The organism is Alistipes sp. D31t1_170403_E11 (genome assembly GCF_015553985.1).
In the GTDB taxonomy this organism is placed as follows: Bacteria; Bacteroidota; Bacteroidia; order Bacteroidales; family Rikenellaceae; genus Alistipes; species Alistipes montrealensis.
In genome coordinates, this window is sequence record NZ_JADNHQ010000002.1 from 148,742 (window position 1) to 164,447 (window position 15,706).

Genomic DNA, 15,706 nt, shown 5'->3' on the forward strand with positions numbered 1-15,706 from the left:
ATTTGCATGCAAGATTCAGATTTATATCATTATCTTTACGTTCAAATATACGCTAAACACCCGGCAAGGCCGGAAAATCGGGATAAATCAACAGTAACATGAACAAAAAAAAGGTGCTGATCGTCGACGACAAAGAACAGATCGCAAAAATCCTTTACGTATACCTCCAGGCGGACTACGACTGCTATTACAAACAAAATCCCGTTGAAGCCATCGGGTGGATAAACCAGGGCAACATGCCCGACCTGATCATTTCGGACATCCGCATGCCCGAGATGCGGGGCGACGAATTCCTCGCCTACCTCAAGCACAACGAGCTTTTCCGGCAGATTCCGGTCGTCATGCTTTCGAGCGAGGACAGCACCTCGGAACGCATCCGGCTGCTGGAAGAGGGCGCGGAGGACTACATCGTCAAGCCCTTCAACCCGATGGAACTGAAAATACGCATCAAAAAGATTCTCGATTGAAATACCCCGTTATTTACATAAAAGGCCGGGGCGACCATACGACCCGATTCGCCGGACTCACCGGCGGGCAGATGCGCGTTGTCAGCGACATCGCTTCGGCGATGACCGCGCTCACGGCCTTGCATGCCGAACACGCCTACGTCCTCTACGAGCAGCACGACCCCGGAACCGATTACAGCAACATCCGTTTCCTGCGGTCGCGGTTCCCTGAAACGGGTATTATTCTGATCACTTCGGCCCAACTCCGCGACGAGGAACGCCGCAGTTATCTGCGCGCCGGAGTCAACAGCGCCGTGGCGGGCGACGTTTCCGACGAAGATTTCCAGCACACGCTGCGGTTCATGACCGATTACACTTTCTCGCACAAGCCCGTCGTACACCAAAACGACGAGGTGCGGGTTTTCCGGATGCCGCTCTGGAAACGTGCCTTCGACATCGCGGCTTCGCTCGGGGCGATCATCGTGCTCTCGCCGCTGCTGCTCGTCGTAGCCATCGCCGTCAAGCTCGACAGCCCGGGACCGGTCGTCTACCGGTCGAAGCGCGTGGGCAGCAACTACCGCGTTTTCGACTTCCTGAAGTTCCGCTCGATGCGCTCCGACGCCGATCAGCGTCTCAAGGAACTGAGCGACCTGAACCAGTATGCCTCGGACGAAGAAAACGCCGAAGCATCGAAAATTTCGCTCGACGAGGAAGAGATGAAGAAGCTGCTCGCCGACATGGAAAGCGGCATGCTTTTCGCCGACGATTTCGCGATTCCGGAAGAGGAACACCAGCAGATCGTGGACACCGAGCAGGAAAACGCCTTCGTGAAGATCGAGAACGATCCCCGCATCACCCGGCTGGGCCGTTTCCTGCGCAAATACAGCATCGACGAGCTGCCGCAGTTGTTCAACATCCTGCGGGGCGACATGTCGGTCGTGGGCAACCGCCCCCTGCCGCTCTACGAGGCCGAACGCCTCACCAGCGACGAATACATCGAACGTTTCATGTGCCCCTCGGGCCTTACGGGCCTGTGGCAGGTCGAGAAACGCGGCGGAGCCGGCAAACTCTCGCCCGAACAGCGCAAGCAGCTCGACATCGAATACGCCCGGAAAATGTCACCCTGGTTCGACCTGAAGATAATACTGCGTACATTCACGGCGTTCATCCAGAAAGAAAATGTTTAAACCATGAAAAAGTTCCTGCTTTTACCCGTCCTGATGTATCTCCCGGCCCTGCTCCGGGCGCAGGCTCCGGACGTGCAGCATACCGGCGACAGCACGACGGCCGCACCGGCAGTCTACTCGGAATACACCGACCTGGCACGGATGTCGGCCGAATCGTATATGAACCTTCACCTGCCGCCCCTCTACGTGCTGCTGGAAAACGCCCGCGAACGTTCGCCGCAGGTCAACCAGTTCGCCTCGACCAAGGAACAGGAGGAGCGTGAGATCAAGACCCTGCGCCGCTCGTGGCTCAAGAACATCAAGCTCAACGCCCAGTACAGCTACGGATCGACGGATGTCAACAGCCAGATATACCAGGACATAAACCTCCCGATTATCCAGAACGTAACGGGAACCACCCAGGCCTGGTGGACCGTCGGAGCCGGCATTTCGCTGCCGCTCGAAGAGATTTTCAACCGCCGCAACCGCATCAAGCAGCAGCGCAAGCGGCTCGAAAGCATCGAGTACGAGATGAACAGTTGGTACGACGAAATCTGCCTGAAGATTATCGAATGCTACACCTCGGCTGTCGAAAACCTCTCGCTGCTGGAGACTTCGGCCCGTTCGATGGTGGCCGCCAAGGCGCAGTCCCTTGCCGCCGAGGCCGATTTCGTGAACGGCAAGATCGACGCACAGACGCTCAGCCGCCAGAAGAGCATCGAAAGTTCGACCGTCCGCGAATACGAACAGACCCGTTCGCTGCTCAACAAGGCGCTGTTGCAACTGGAAGTACTCTCGAAGACCCCGATCATCAGCCAACCCGCCCCGACAAAATAAAACGCCCCGCACATGACGACATATATCGCATACATTATAAAATTCCTCTATCGGATCAAATGGTGGCTCATCATCTGTCCAGTGGCGGTCGGATTGCTGGTCTACTTCTATATGGGCCGGCAAACGCGTTATTACCGCTCGACATCGACCATCTACACCGGAATCGTGTCGGGTTACGACCTCGAAAACGGCGAAGGATCGCGTCAGGACTGGAACATCATCAACAACGCGATGGACAACCTGATCAACATCATCAAGTCGCAATCGACGCTGCACAACGTTTCGCTGCGCCTCTACGCCCGGAATATGGTCAACGGCGACCCCGAAAAGGATGTAAACGGCTACATCTACGCCCGCAACTACCGGAGCGAAATCGAGCACACGCCTCCCGCGGTACTGGCCCTGATCGACCGCAGCAGCGAACAGAAAACCTACCAGAATCTCCTCGATTACGAGGTTCCCGAGCACGGCAACCACGTCTACGGCCTTTTCCACTGGACGCACCGTTATTACAGCTACCAGGCGCTGAGCCAGATCGAGGTTAAGCGCATCGCCAACAGCGACATGCTCGAACTGAGCTACGAAAACGACGACCCCGGAGTCGTCTACAACACGCTGGATATCCTCAACGACGAGTTCGTCAACCAATACAAGGAACTGCGCTACGGCGAAACCAACAGTGTCATCAAGTTCTTCGAACAGGAGTTGGCCCGCGTGGGCAACGAACTGCGCGAGCAGGAGGATTCGCTGCGCGATTACAGCGTCGAAAACCTGATCATCAACTACGACGAGCAGACCAAACACATCGCCATCCTCTCACGCGACTTCGAGCTACGTTACGAGGAGACGCGCCTGAACCTCAACAGTTCGGAATCGCTGCGGCAGAAAATCGAGGCGCAACTCGAAAACCTGCAAATCTACCACAACAATGCGGCATTCGTCGAACAGCTCCACAAAATCAGCGACCTGCAGGCGCAAATCACTGCCGCGGAGGCTTTTATTCCCGACCCCGCATCGGGGCGGCAGCCGGTGGTCCAGCCCATCGACGTGGGACGCCTGCAAGCCCGGATGCAACTGGCGACCGACAGCCTGCGCCAAATCACCGCGGCCATCTCCCAACAGCAATACACCAAGGAGGGCATCTCCACGGAATCGCTGGTCCAGCAGTGGCTCGACGCCGTACTGCTCTCGACCAAATCGCAGGCCGAGATGGAGGTGGTGAACGAGTGGAAAAAATCGCTCGACGACCGTTACGTGCAATATGCTCCGGTAGGCTCGACGCTCAAACGCAAAAACCGCCTGATCAGCTTCACCGAACAGTCGTACCTCTCGATGCTCCAGGCGCTTAACACGGCACGCCTGCGCCAGAAAAACCTGCAGATGACCTCGGCGACGCTCAAAATCATCAACCCGCCGGTACTGCCCATTTCGGCCGAGCCGAACAAGCGCAAAATGATGGTCGCCGCGGCGTTCTTCTGCACGCTGGTCTTCATTCTCGGCATCTTCATCCTGCTCGAACTGCTCGACCGCACGCTGCGCGACAAGATCCGCGCCGAGCGCATCACCGGCGGCAAGGTCATCGGGGCTTTCCCGGGCCGGGGCCGGTTCGGCCAGCGGCGCTATACCCAGCAATACCGGCAGATTTCGTCCCGTTTCATGGGTAATGCCGTGCTCAACTATTTCGATCCGAGCAAACGGCCCAACATCCTGAATATCCTCTCTACGGAGCCGGGCGACGGAAAATCGACCCTCGTCGAATACCTCGCCGACCATTTCCGCGAAACGGGCATGAAGGTGCGCACCGTGTCGTGGAACAAGGATTTCGACGCCCACCAGCGGGATTACCTGCTCGCCGGGCGGCTCGGGGACTTCGTCCACGACGCCGAAGGCGAAATTCCGTTCGCCGAGGCCGACGTGGTGCTCGTGGAATACCCGCCCCTGAATGAAAGCCCTGTATCGAAGGAACTGTTGCAAAGCGCGGAACTCAACATCGTGGTAGCCCCCGCCAACCGCACCTGGAAGGACACCGACCAGTTGCTCTTCGAAAAGGGCGAGAAAATGGCCGGGGAGACCCCCACGGTGCTCTTCCTCAACTACGCGAGCCGCGATGTCGTGCAGACCTTCACGGGCCTGCTCCCGCCCTTCGGCCGCCTGCGCAGGCTGGGCTATCAGATCAGCCAGTTCGGATTCACCGCGGTAAAATAATCCGTCCGCACGGAATTCAGCAAACACGTTGCGGATGGAACTTCACGGTAACATAACTGCCTCGCTGAGCATTCCCCGCATAGCCGTGGGACTGCTCATTGCCGGAGGCGTAACCGTTATCGCCTACGCCTTCACCCATTACGGACTGCCGGCGGGAGCTGCCGTGTCGATGCTTCCGATAGGCCTTTGCGCACTGTGGTTCTCGCTCCGCAACCCGGCCGTCTCGATGCTGGGGATGCTGGTGCTCAACTACTTCATCATGTACCTCGGCCGCGAGTTCCTGCACGGCGTTCCGGTCGGACTGATCCTCGACGGCGCGATCTTCTTCAACGTGGCAATGGTGCTCATGCAGGCCCTCGTGCAACGGGTCGAGTGGCGGCGCGCCGCTACGGGAGTGACCCTCGCCTCGGCGATCTGGATGATCTACTGCGTACTCGAACTCTTCAATCCCCAAAGCATCTCGCCCAAGGGATGGACCATGGCCATCCGTTCGCTGGCTTTCTATTTTTTCCTGATCGTCGTGCTCACACAACTTACGATGGCCCGCTACAAATACCTGAAAGCCATGCTGGTGGTGTGGTCGGTGCTGACGCTCGTCGCCGTACTGAAGGCCCTCGTCCAAAAATACGTCGGATTCAACGCGGCCGAAAACTACTGGCTCTTCGTCGAGGGCGGATCCGTCACGCACATCATCTACACCGGCGTGCGTTACTTCTCGGTGTACAGCGACGCGGCGAATTTCGGTGCGGGAATGGGTTTGGCAATGGTCGTCTTTTCGATCTCGGCGCTTTATTACGAAAACCGGTGGATGAAAATTTACCTGCTGGCAGTGGCCGCGGCCGCATGCTACGGCATGCTGATCTCCGGAACGCGCAGCGCTCTGGCCGTTCCCTTTGCCGGCTATGCCGTATTCGTGGTGCTCTCGCGTAATTTCCGGATGGTGATAGCAGGTGTAATCCTGATTATCGGAGCCTTCATCTTCCTCAACTTCACAAGCATCGGACAAGGCAACTCCATCATCCGCCGCGCCCGAAGCGCCTTCAACACCCAGGACGCCTCGTTCCAGGTGCGCCTCGAAAACCAGGACCGGATCCGCGCGCTGATGAAGGACAAACCCTTCGGCGCAGGCCTCGGACACGGCGGCGGCAAGGCCAAGGTTTTCGCCCCGAATGCGCCGCTGTCGCAGATTCCCACCGACTCATGGTTCGTAATGATCTGGGTCGAAACCGGCATCGTCGGGCTGCTGCTGCACATCGGCATCCTGCTCTACATACTGGGCCGGGGCGCCTTCCTGGTGGCTTTCCGGCTGCGCAACAACCAGTTGCGGGGACTTACGGCGGCACTGATCTCAGGCATCTCGGGCGTCGTGGTGATGTCTTACGGCAACGAGGTGCTGGGGCAGATTCCCACGGGCGCTATTATTTACATGAGCATGGCCTTTATTTTCCTCTCCCCGCGCTTCGACAAGGAGCTGGAGGAGGCCGAGCTGGAGAAGCATGCCGTTCCCGGCAAAAACCTCCTGGCCCTGAACCCCCGCAGCCGGACGGCGCTTCCCTCGACATTGGCAAAAGAGTAACGGCATGAAAGCACGCATATCCATCATATCGGTCAATTACAACGGGTTCGCGCTCACGGCGGCGATGATCGACTCGCTGCGCCGGCACGTCACGACTCCGCTCGAAATCGTCGTCGTCGACAACGGTTCGGCGCGCGACGAAGCCGCATTGCTGCGGGAACGCTATTCCGACATCGTCGTCCTGCGCAGCGACGAAAACCTCGGGTTCGCAGGCGGCAACAACCTCGGCATCCGGGCGGCCACGGGCGACTGCCTGCTGCTGCTCAACAACGACACCGAGGTGACGGACAACACGCTGCACCACCTCGCGGAGACACTCGACGCCGACCCGTCGATCGGCGCCGTCTGCCCCAAAATCCGCTTCTGGGCGCCTCCGCAGGCCATCCAGTTTGCGGGTTACACGCCCCTGACGCGCATCACCTTGCGCAACGGGCTGATCGGATTCGGACAACCCGACGACGGTTTCTACGACACACCGCACGAGACGCCCTACGCCCACGGCGCGGCGATGATGGTACGGCGCGAGGCGGTCGGAAAGGCCGGGCCGATGCCCGAAGAATATTTTCTCTACTACGAAGAACTGGACTGGTCGGAACGCCTCCGTGAAGCAGGTTACCGCATCGTCTACGATCCGCGGGCGACCGTTTTCCACAAGGAGAGCGCCACCACGGGCCAGCAAAGCCCCCTGAGGAGCTACTACCTCACACGCAACCGCCTGTTGTTCGCCCGCCGCAACCGGCGCGGCGCGGCACGGAGGCTTTCGATAATTTACCAATTGGGCGTAGCGCTTCCCAAAAGCGTCGCCGCAGCCCTGCTGCACGGCCGCAGGGACCTCGCAGCGGCCGCCCTGCGCGGCTGCCGGGATTTCCTGCGCCATAAAACCGGAAAAGAATGATCGCGGTAACCATCATCGACTGGCTGTTTGTCCTGGCACTGCTGCTCCCGGTGCTCTACCTATTCCTCTTTGCGGCCTTCTCGATGCCGCGGAGTAAAAACGTTTATCCCCCGGCTCGCAAACAACGCCGTACAGTGACGCTGATTCCCGCCTACAAGGCCGACGCAGTGATCGTCCGCACGGCGCAGGCGGCGCTCGCGCAGGAATATCCCGCGGAGCTGCACCGCGTGGTGGTGATCGCCGACCAACTGAAACCCGAAACGCTCGGGGAACTGCGTAAACTTCCCCTGACGGTGATCGAAGTCACCTTCGAAAACAGTTCGAAGGCCAAAGCCCTGACGGCCGCCGTGGACCGGCTGGGTCCCGATGCGGCGGAGATCGTCACGATCCTCGACGCCGACAACCTCGTGGACGGGAGTTTCGCCGTACGCATCAACGAGGTCTTCGACGCAGGCATCGTAGCCGTACAGGCCCACCGCACGGCCAAGAACCGCGACAGCGACACGGCGGTGCTGGACGCCGCCAGCGAAGAGATCAACAATTCGATTTTCCGCCGCGGCCACGTGGCGCTGGGCCTTTCGTCGGCGCTGATCGGCTCGGGAATGGCTTTCCGCTACGACTGGTTCCGTGACAATATCCGCAAATGCTGCACCTCGGGCGAAGACAAGGAACTCGAAGTACTGCTTTTGCAGCAGCGCATCTTTATCGAATACCTCGACGACCTCTTCGTACTGGACGAAAAAGTGCAGGCCGAAGGAGCCTACTATAACCAGCGCCGGCGCTGGATTGCGGCCCAGTTCTACGCCCTCGGCTCGGCCCTGAAAAACCTGCCGGCAGCCCTGTTCAGCGCTAATTACGACTATGTGGACAAACTGGTGCAGTGGTGTCTGCCCCCGCGGATGCTGCTCATCGGGCTCGTGCCGATGTGGGCCGTCGCGATGACTGTCCTCGACCCGTGGGGGTCGGTCAAATGGTGGGTCGCCGTACTGCTGCTGCTCTTCGCGATGGCGATGGCCCTGCCCGACGGCCAGGCCGACGCCAAACTGGGCCACGCCCTGCGCCGAATCCCGGTTCTGGTGCTGCTCACCGTCGCCAACCTCTTCCGTCTCGGCGGAACCAAGGACAAGTTCATCCACACCCAACATACCGGAGCCGCCGACGCCGCCCCGAAAGAAAACGAACCCGCTCCATGAAAATCGCCATCGAGGCACAGCGCATTTTCCGCCCCAACAAACACGGCATGGACTTCGTAGCGCTCGAAACCATCCGCTGCCTGCAACGGCTCGACACCCGGAACGAATACTTCATCCTCGTGGGCGACGGTCCCGACCGCTGTCTGGAGGAGACACCCAACGTGCATATCCTGACGCTCCGCTGCCCGTCGTATCCCCTGTGGGAACAATGGGCGCTGCCGCGGGCCGTGGCACGCATCAGGCCCGACCTGCTGCACTGCACGAGCAACACCGCCCCGGTGTGGGGATCGACGTCCCTCGTGGTGACGCTCCACGACATCATCTTCCTCGAAAAACAGGCCGCCCGCAACACGTCGCTCTACCAATCGCTCGGGCGGCAGTACCGCCGCCTGGTCGTTCCGCGCATCCTGCCCAAATGCCGGAAAATCATCACCGTGTCTCAATTCGAATGCGACCGCATCCGCACGGCCCTCGGTCTCGACCCCGAGCGGATTACCGCCATCCACAACGGCTACAACACGCGCTTCCGGCCGATGGACGACACGGCCGAAGTCACGAAAAAATATCTTCCGGACCCGGAATACCTCTTTTTTCTCGGCAACACCGATCCCAAGAAGAATACCCCGGGGACACTGCGCGCCTATGCCGAATACGTGCGCCGCTCGGCCAGTCCGCTGCCGCTGCTGGTCGCCGACCTCACGGTGCAGGCCGCGGAATCGATCCTCCAGCAGATCGGGGAACCGGAGCTGATAAAGATGCTCCGCATACCGGGATACATTCCCAACAGCGACCTCCCGGCCATTTACAACGGTGCAGCGGCGTTCCTCTACACCTCCCTGCGCGAGAGCTTCGGCATCCCGCAACTCGAAGCGATGGCCTGCGGAACCCCCGTGGTCACGTCGAACACCTCGGCGATCCCCGAGATCGCAGGAGAAGGGGCCATCCTCGTCGATCCGACAGCACCGTCGGAAATCGCCGACGCCCTCGTGCGGCTCGAAACCGACGCCGCATTCCGCGCCGAAAAAATCGCCTACGGACTCGAACGGGTAAAGCTTTTCTCCTGGGAGCAGACCGCACGAAAACTGTTGGCGCTTTACGAACAACTCATCCCGTAAATTCCGTATCTTTGTAAAAATACGCCTGAATAATGATCGAAACTATCAAACAAAATCCCCGGCTCAGACGCCTCGCGCTGTGGTTTTTGTCCTCGCCCAAGCGGCCTCGGCCGCGGTGGTGGCTCCGGTTGCTGCGTCCCCTGCTGCACCCGGCGGGGCGGGGTTCCAGAATAGCGCGGTATGCCCGCGCCGACATCTTCCCGTGGCATCGCTTCCTCCTCGAACGGGATGCCCAGATCGAAGATTTCGCCGTGGTCAACAACGGCGCCGGCGACGTGCGGATCGGCGAAGGCTCGCGCGTGGGCCTGGGCTCGGTGGTGGTCGGGCCGGTCGACATCGGCCGCTACGTCTTCCTGGGCCAGCACGTCTCGGTGCAGGGCCTCATACACGGTTACGAGGATGTCACGACAGACCCCAACCTCCAGCCGCTGATGCTCCGCCCCGTGAAGGTGGGCGACTACACCCACCTGGGGACCAATTCGACCATCGTGGCCGGTGTCACGATCGGCGAGCGCTGCCAGATCGGTGCGGGCTCGGTCGTCACCAAAGACATTCCGTCCTACTGCGTGGCCGTAGGCAATCCGGCCAAAGTCGTCAAACGCTACGACCACGAAAAGAAAGAATGGGTCCGGGTTTAATGCAGGCCATGAAAATACTGATCGTCTACAAAGCCTCGGGTCTGAGCGACAACCCGTTCGTGCGCCTGCTCGCAGAGGGCATCCGCACCTGCGGATTCGAGGTCGTCTGCTCGGCCGAAGAGTTCTGGAACAACGCCGCGGCCTACGACGTGGTACACCTCCAATGGCCCGAAGAGCTCTTCGGGTGGAGCTACCCCACAGCCGAACGGGTCGCTGCGCTGCGCGAACGGTTCCGGATGCTGCACGAGCGCGGCATCCCGGTCGTTTATACCCGCCATAACACCCGCCCCCACAAGGGCGATGCGCAGTTGGCCGAGGCCTACCGGCTGACCGAGGAGAATGCCGACGCCGTAGTCCACCTGGGCGATTACAGCCGCCGGGAGTTCCTCGCGGCCTATCCCGCTTCACGGCAGCTCCAGGTCGTAATCCCGCACCACATCTACGAAGGGCTTTATGCCGATATCGGGCGAAACGATGCCCGGCGGCGACTGGGGGTTCCGGCCGATGCGTTCGTGATGCTGGCCTTCGGGGCATTCCGCCACGACCGGGAGCGCCGCCTCACATGGCAGGCGTTCCGCGGACTGCACAAACCCGGAAAGTTCCTGCTGGCGCCCCGCCTGTGGCCCTACGTCCTCAACGGGTCGCACCACCGGGGACTGAAACGCCTCGCCGTGAAGACCCTTTACCTCGCGGCGCACGCCATCGAAAAGGTGCTGCACTGCCGCATCACGTCGTCCGAAAGACTGATTTCCGATACCGACCTGCCGGCCTATTTCGCGGCTGCCGACGTGATTTTCATCCAGCGCACCGACATCCTCAACTCAGGCAACGTGCCGCAGGCTTTCGCTTTCGGGCGCATGGTCGCAGGACCGAACTCCGGTAACATCGGCGAAATCCTGGCCGAAACCGGAAATCCGGTCTTCGACCCGGCCGACCCCGCCTCAGTGAACCACGCGCTGGCCGAAGCGGCCCGCCTCGCGGCCGCAGGGCACGGCGACGAGAACCGCAAATATGCCCTCGAACACCTCCGCCTGCCGCAGATCGCCGCAGCCTACGGACGACTTTACCAACAACTCCATGACACAGAACGACGATAAGCAACCCCATTCCGTAGGCCGCGAACTCGCCTCGGGCGTCTTCTACACCTCGGTCGCCAAGTACGCGGGCGTCGTGGTGACGATTCTCGTGACAGCCGTCCTCTCGCGCCTGTTCTCCCCCGAGGAGTTCGGCGTGGTGAACATCGCCACGGTGATCATCGCCTTCTTCGCCATCTTCAGCGACCTCGGTATCGGACCCGCCGTCATCCAGCACCGGAACCTCTCGCAGCACGACCTGAGCGGCATTTTCTCGCTCACGCTGTGGTCCGCGGCCGTGATCGCCCTGCTCTTCTTCGCCGCCTCGGGGCTGATCGCCTCCTTTTACGAGGGTTCCGTGGAACTGCGCGACATCTGCCGCATCCTCGCGGTGAACCTGTTCTTCGCCACGGCCAACATCGTTCCCAACTCGCTGGTGATGCGCGACAAACGCTTCCGCTTCGCCGCCGTGCGCTCGCTGGCGGTGCAGATCGTCGGCGGCGCGGCGGGCATCATCGCGGCTTACGCCGGGGCGGGCATCGTCGCCCTGACGATCAATCCCGTCTTTTCGAGCCTGATGCTCTTCGCGATCAACTACCGCGAATATCCGCTCCGCATCCGCCTGCGGCCTTCGTACGATGCGATCCGCAAGGTCTTTTCGTTCTCGGCCTACCAGTTCTCGTTCCAACTGCTGAACTTCTTCAGCCGCAACCTCGACAAACTGCTCATGGGCCGCTACATGAGCCTCTCGGACCTGGGCTATTACGACAAGTCGTACCGCCTGATGATGATGCCCCTGCAAAACATCGCCTTCGTCATCTCGCCCGTCATGCACCCGGTTTTCGCCCACATGCAGGACGACCTGAAAAAACTGGGCGCGTCGTATATGAAAGTCATCCACCTGCTGGCCTTCATCGGACTGCCCCTCTCGGCGGTGCTGTGGTTCACGGCCGAGGAGCTCGTGCTGATCATCTTCGGCGGCCAGTGGATGCCGTCGGTCCCGGCGTTCCGGATCCTGGCCCTTTCGGTCGGCATCCAGATCGTCATGTCGACTTCGGGTTCGATCTTCCAGGCCGCCAACGCCACGCGGATGCTCTTCATCTGCGGCCTGTTCTCGGCGACGCTCAACGTCGCGGCCATCTGCACCGGCATCTTCGCCTTCGGGACGCTCGAAGCCGTGGCATGGGCCATCTGCATCTCGTTTGCCGTCAACTTCGTACAGTGCTACCACGCCATGTTCTGCCTGACGCTCCGCATGAAATGGGGCCCCTTCTGGCGAAGTTTCCTCTCGCCGCTGCTGCTGACGGCCATTCTGTCGCTCACGCTGACCGCCCTGACGTGGTCGCTGCCGGCCCAAACGCCCCTTCTGGCGGCACTGGCCGCGAAAAGTGCCGCGGCGCTGGCCGTCTGGCTCGCCTACATCCAGTTGGGCGGAGTGTATAACCTGAAAGAGCTCGCAGCACGCCTGCGGCCCGGAAAATAAAACCGCCATGAAAGGACTGTTCATCGTATTCCACGGATTCTCGGCCCACAGCGGCATCAGCAAGAAAATCTTTGCCCAGTGCGAAGCCCTGCGCCTGGGCGGTATCGATATCGCACTCTGCCACATGGAGATCGGCCCCGACGGCACGCAGCGACGCCTGGCCGGCGACGCCGTAATCCGCTCCTTCGGCAACGGGTTCCGCGCCAAGGTCCTCAAACGCATCTCCTACTCCGACATCACCGACTACATCCGCCGCGAAAAGGTGGAGTTCCTCTACATCCGCCACGACCTCAATGCCAATCCGCTGCTGGTGGGCTGGCTGCGCCGCGTGCGCAGGCTCAAAGTGCACATCGCCCTCGAAATCCCTACCTATCCCTACGATGCGGAATTCCGCGAAAGCGGCTGGAAAGAGAAGGTCCAGTTGCAGATCGACCGTTTGTTCCGCCACAGCCTGGCCCGGCAGGTCGACCGCATCGTCACCTTCTCCGACGACGACGAGATTTTCGGGCAGAAGACCATCCGCATCTCCAACGGTATCGATTTCAGAACGATCCCGCTCAAAACCGAACTGCACGACATCGCGCAGGAGGTCCGGCTGCTGGCTGTGGCCAACATCCATCCGTGGCACGGGTTCGACCGCGTGATCGAAGGGCTGAAGAACTATTATGCCGGACCGCACGACCGGGTGGTAAAGCTCCGGATCGTGGGTGACGGCATGCCGGACCTGATCGACGGCTACGCCCGGAGCATCGCGGCATACGGGCTGGAGGAGTATGTCGAAATCACGGGGCCCCGCTCGGGCGCGGCGCTCGACGCCGAATTTGCCTGGTGCGACATGGGCGTGGCCAGCCTCGCCCGTCACCGCAACGGCATCGAAAACCTCAAAAGCCTCAAAAACCGCGAATACGCCGCACGGGGCATCCCGTTCGTCTACTCCGAGCGGGACAGCGACTTCGACGGCATGCCCTACGTCGTGAAAGCCCCGGCCGATGACACGCCGCTCGACATCCCGGGCCTGCTCGGCTGGCTCGACACGACGGACCGCACCCCGGCGCACATCCGCACGACGATCGAGAGCACGCTCTCGTGGGAGCGGCAGATGCAGCAGGTAATAACCGAAATGAAATCCCCGACACTATGATACCCAAGCAAATCCATCTCTGCTGGCTAAGCGGAGACCCCTATCCTGCGAAGATCGAAAAGTGCCTCGCAAGCTGGAAAAAATTCCTGCCCGACTACGAAGTCATCCTCTGGGACACGAAACGTTTCGACCTGGAATCCGTACCCTGGGTAAAACAGGCTTTCGAGGCGAAAAAATACGCCTTCGCCGCCGACTACATCCGTTTTTACGCCCTCTATAACTACGGGGGCATCTACCTCGACTCGGATGTCGAGGTGCTCCGGAGTTTCGACCCGCTGCTGGAACTTCCCTACTTTGCAGGAGCCGAGACCTCCGGGACAATCGAAGCTGCCGTATTGGGCGCCGAAAAGGGCTGCGACTGGATCAAACAGTGCCTCGATTATTACCAAGGCCGCAACTTCATCCGCCAGGACGGGTCCTGCGACATCCGAATGCTGCCGGAGATCATGCAGGAGCGGATTCCTCAACTGAAACCTATCGTGAAGGTGGACGGGGGACTCGAAGCCCTGAAACGGAAAGACCTCTCCGAAGCGGTCTGCATCCTGCCGCCGGATTACTTCTCGCCCAAAGTTTTCGACTCGCGCAAAGTAATGCTTACGCCCGACACCTACGCCATTCACCACTACCAGAACTCCTGGTTCTCGCCCAAGGCCTATGCGTATTACCGGACCCGGACCTTTTTCGTCAACCTCTTCGGATACAAATTCGTCCGGGGAGTCGAACGGCTGATCCGCCGCAAATAAACCGACCAATGCCATGACCGCTATTGCAATTATTTTCTGGACCTGCGCTGCACTCGTCGTCTATACCTACGTCGGATACGGCGTCCTGCTCGCCGGGCTGGTGAAGCTCCGCGAAGCCCTGTGTCCCGCGGCGAAGCATCCCGCCCCGGCCGAAGCGCCCGAAGTAACACTGCTGATCGCCGCCTACAACGAACAGGAGATCGTGGCGGAAAAGATGGCCAACTGCCGGACGCTGGCCTACCCCGAAGGACGGCTTCACATCGCCTGGGTGACGGACGGTTCGACCGACCGTACGCCCAGCCTGCTGGCGGAATATCCCGGCGTCACGGTGCTCCACGACGCCCGCCGCGGCGGCAAGACCGCAGCCCTGAACCGTGCGCTGGAGTATATCCACACCCCGATCGTCATCTTCACCGACGCCAACACCATGCTCAATCCCGAAGCCGTGACGGAGATCGTGCGTTGCTTCAACGACCCGAAAGTGGGGTGCGTCGCAGGCGAAAAACGCGTGGCGGCCGCGGCAGCCTCTGGCGCCGCGGCAACCGAAGGAGCCTACTGGAAATACGAATCGAAACTCAAAGACTGGGATTACCGCCTCTACTCGGCCGTAGGAGCTGCGGGCGAACTGTTCGCCGTACGGCGCAGCCTGTGGCGGACAATGCCCGAAGACACCCTGCTCGACGACTTCGTCTGCTCGATGCTGATCGCCGCCGACGGCTACAAAATAGCCTATTGCAAAGAGGCTTACGCCCTTGAAACCCCGTCCGCAGACATGGGCGAGGAGGGCAAACGCAAACGCCGCATCGCGGCGGGCGGGTTGCAGTCGGTATGGCGTTTACGCAAGTTATTAAATCCCTTCCGCTACGGCGTGCTGTGGTTTCAGTACGTTTCGCACCGCGTGCTGCGCTGGACCATCACTCCGGTAGCGCTCGCGGCGCTCATCCCCCTCAACATCGCGTTGCTGTGGTCGGGGCATCCGACGCTTTACGCCGTGCTGCTCGCTCTGCAGGCGGCCTTCTACCTCACGGCTTTCGCCGGATGGCTGCGCGAACGCCGGGGACACCGCGGAGGCATGCTTTCGGTTCCCTATTATTTCCTCTTCATGAACCTCAACGTCTTCCGCGGGGCAGGGTATCTGGCGACCCACAGGGGCCGGGGCGCATGGGAAAAAGCGCGCCGTGCATGATTTTTTGCA

Annotated in this window: 14 protein-coding genes; all 14 read left to right on the plus strand. The window is 60.6% G+C overall.

Annotation, left to right across the window (positions count from 1 at the left end; all coding sequences use genetic code 11):
* Positions 1-98: 98 nt before the first annotated feature.
* The 14 genes from I2E69_RS04060 to I2E69_RS04125 are packed head-to-tail and all read left to right on the plus strand — an operon-like array spanning position 99 to position 15,697.
* Positions 99-467: a PleD family two-component system response regulator gene (locus I2E69_RS04060; protein WP_195458924.1), complete on the plus strand. Its 369-nt coding sequence runs from the start codon at positions 99-101 to the stop codon at positions 465-467.
* On the plus strand, positions 464-1,633 hold the full coding sequence (locus tag I2E69_RS04065; protein WP_195458926.1) for a sugar transferase: 1,170 nt from the start codon (positions 464-466) through the stop codon (positions 1,631-1,633). The genes I2E69_RS04060 and I2E69_RS04065 overlap by 4 nt, the downstream gene beginning before the upstream one ends.
* A gap of 3 nt (positions 1,634-1,636) precedes the next feature.
* A complete protein-coding gene (locus I2E69_RS04070) occupies positions 1,637-2,449 on the plus strand; it encodes a TolC family protein (RefSeq protein WP_195458928.1) in 813 nt (270 codons plus the stop codon).
* A gap of 12 nt (positions 2,450-2,461) precedes the next feature.
* Complete coding sequence (locus I2E69_RS04075) at positions 2,462-4,654, plus strand: GumC family protein (protein ID WP_195458930.1); 2,193 nt, start codon at positions 2,462-2,464, stop codon at positions 4,652-4,654.
* Between the two features lie 34 nt (positions 4,655-4,688).
* On the plus strand, positions 4,689-6,230 hold the full coding sequence (locus I2E69_RS04080) for an O-antigen ligase family protein (RefSeq protein WP_195458932.1): 1,542 nt from the start codon (positions 4,689-4,691) through the stop codon (positions 6,228-6,230).
* A gap of 4 nt (positions 6,231-6,234) precedes the next feature.
* A complete protein-coding gene (locus I2E69_RS04085) occupies positions 6,235-7,125 on the plus strand; it encodes a glycosyltransferase family 2 protein (protein WP_195458934.1) in 891 nt (296 codons plus the stop codon).
* On the plus strand, positions 7,122-8,318 hold the full coding sequence (locus I2E69_RS04090; protein ID WP_195458936.1) for a glycosyltransferase: 1,197 nt from the start codon (positions 7,122-7,124) through the stop codon (positions 8,316-8,318). Before I2E69_RS04085 ends, I2E69_RS04090 begins: the two co-directional genes overlap by 4 nt.
* Positions 8,315-9,433 carry a glycosyltransferase family 4 protein gene (locus I2E69_RS04095; RefSeq protein ID WP_195458938.1) on the plus strand — a complete coding sequence of 373 codons (1,119 nt, stop codon included), beginning with the start codon at positions 8,315-8,317 and terminating at the stop codon, positions 9,431-9,433. Before I2E69_RS04090 ends, I2E69_RS04095 begins: the two co-directional genes overlap by 4 nt.
* 32 nt (positions 9,434-9,465) lie before the next feature.
* Complete coding sequence (locus tag I2E69_RS04100; protein WP_195458939.1) at positions 9,466-10,071, plus strand: acyltransferase; 606 nt, start codon at positions 9,466-9,468, stop codon at positions 10,069-10,071.
* An 8-nt stretch (positions 10,072-10,079) separates the two neighbouring features.
* The gene (locus tag I2E69_RS04105; RefSeq protein ID WP_195458941.1) at positions 10,080-11,168 is read left to right on the plus strand and encodes a hypothetical protein; all 1,089 of its coding nucleotides are present in this window, start codon (positions 10,080-10,082) and stop codon (positions 11,166-11,168) included.
* Complete coding sequence (locus I2E69_RS04110) at positions 11,149-12,627, plus strand: lipopolysaccharide biosynthesis protein (RefSeq protein ID WP_195458944.1); 1,479 nt, start codon at positions 11,149-11,151, stop codon at positions 12,625-12,627. The genes I2E69_RS04105 and I2E69_RS04110 overlap by 20 nt, the downstream gene beginning before the upstream one ends.
* 7 nt (positions 12,628-12,634) lie before the next feature.
* On the plus strand, positions 12,635-13,768 hold the full coding sequence (locus tag I2E69_RS04115; protein WP_195458945.1) for a glycosyltransferase family 4 protein: 1,134 nt from the start codon (positions 12,635-12,637) through the stop codon (positions 13,766-13,768).
* Positions 13,765-14,511 carry a glycosyltransferase family 32 protein gene (locus tag I2E69_RS04120; RefSeq protein WP_195458947.1) on the plus strand — a complete coding sequence of 249 codons (747 nt, stop codon included), beginning with the start codon at positions 13,765-13,767 and terminating at the stop codon, positions 14,509-14,511. Before I2E69_RS04115 ends, I2E69_RS04120 begins: the two co-directional genes overlap by 4 nt.
* A 13-nt stretch (positions 14,512-14,524) precedes the next feature.
* Complete coding sequence (locus tag I2E69_RS04125) at positions 14,525-15,697, plus strand: glycosyltransferase family 2 protein (RefSeq protein ID WP_195458949.1); 1,173 nt, start codon at positions 14,525-14,527, stop codon at positions 15,695-15,697.
* Positions 15,698-15,706 lie beyond the last annotated feature (9 nt).

What these genes read in the sequence shown, in the direction of transcription:
- I2E69_RS04060 (WP_195458924.1), top strand. Translation starts at nt 99, where the DNA reads ATGAACAAAAAAAAGGTGCTGATCGTCGACGACAAAGAACAGATCGCA.
- I2E69_RS04085 (WP_195458934.1), top strand. Translation starts at nt 6,235, where the DNA reads ATGAAAGCACGCATATCCATCATATCGGTCAATTACAACGGGTTCGCG.
- I2E69_RS04095 (WP_195458938.1), top strand. Translation starts at nt 8,315, where the DNA reads ATGAAAATCGCCATCGAGGCACAGCGCATTTTCCGCCCCAACAAACAC.
- I2E69_RS04110 (WP_195458944.1), top strand. Translation starts at nt 11,149, where the DNA reads ATGACACAGAACGACGATAAGCAACCCCATTCCGTAGGCCGCGAACTC.
- I2E69_RS04080 (WP_195458932.1), top strand. Translation starts at nt 4,689, where the DNA reads ATGGAACTTCACGGTAACATAACTGCCTCGCTGAGCATTCCCCGCATA.
- I2E69_RS04075 (WP_195458930.1), top strand. Translation starts at nt 2,462, where the DNA reads ATGACGACATATATCGCATACATTATAAAATTCCTCTATCGGATCAAA.
- I2E69_RS04090 (WP_195458936.1), top strand. Translation starts at nt 7,122, where the DNA reads ATGATCGCGGTAACCATCATCGACTGGCTGTTTGTCCTGGCACTGCTG.
- I2E69_RS04100 (WP_195458939.1), top strand. Translation starts at nt 9,466, where the DNA reads ATGATCGAAACTATCAAACAAAATCCCCGGCTCAGACGCCTCGCGCTG.
- I2E69_RS04125 (WP_195458949.1), top strand. Translation starts at nt 14,525, where the DNA reads ATGACCGCTATTGCAATTATTTTCTGGACCTGCGCTGCACTCGTCGTC.
- I2E69_RS04105 (WP_195458941.1), top strand. Translation starts at nt 10,080, where the DNA reads ATGAAAATACTGATCGTCTACAAAGCCTCGGGTCTGAGCGACAACCCG.
- I2E69_RS04120 (WP_195458947.1), top strand. Translation starts at nt 13,765, where the DNA reads ATGATACCCAAGCAAATCCATCTCTGCTGGCTAAGCGGAGACCCCTAT.
- I2E69_RS04070 (WP_195458928.1), top strand. Translation starts at nt 1,637, where the DNA reads ATGAAAAAGTTCCTGCTTTTACCCGTCCTGATGTATCTCCCGGCCCTG.
- I2E69_RS04115 (WP_195458945.1), top strand. Translation starts at nt 12,635, where the DNA reads ATGAAAGGACTGTTCATCGTATTCCACGGATTCTCGGCCCACAGCGGC.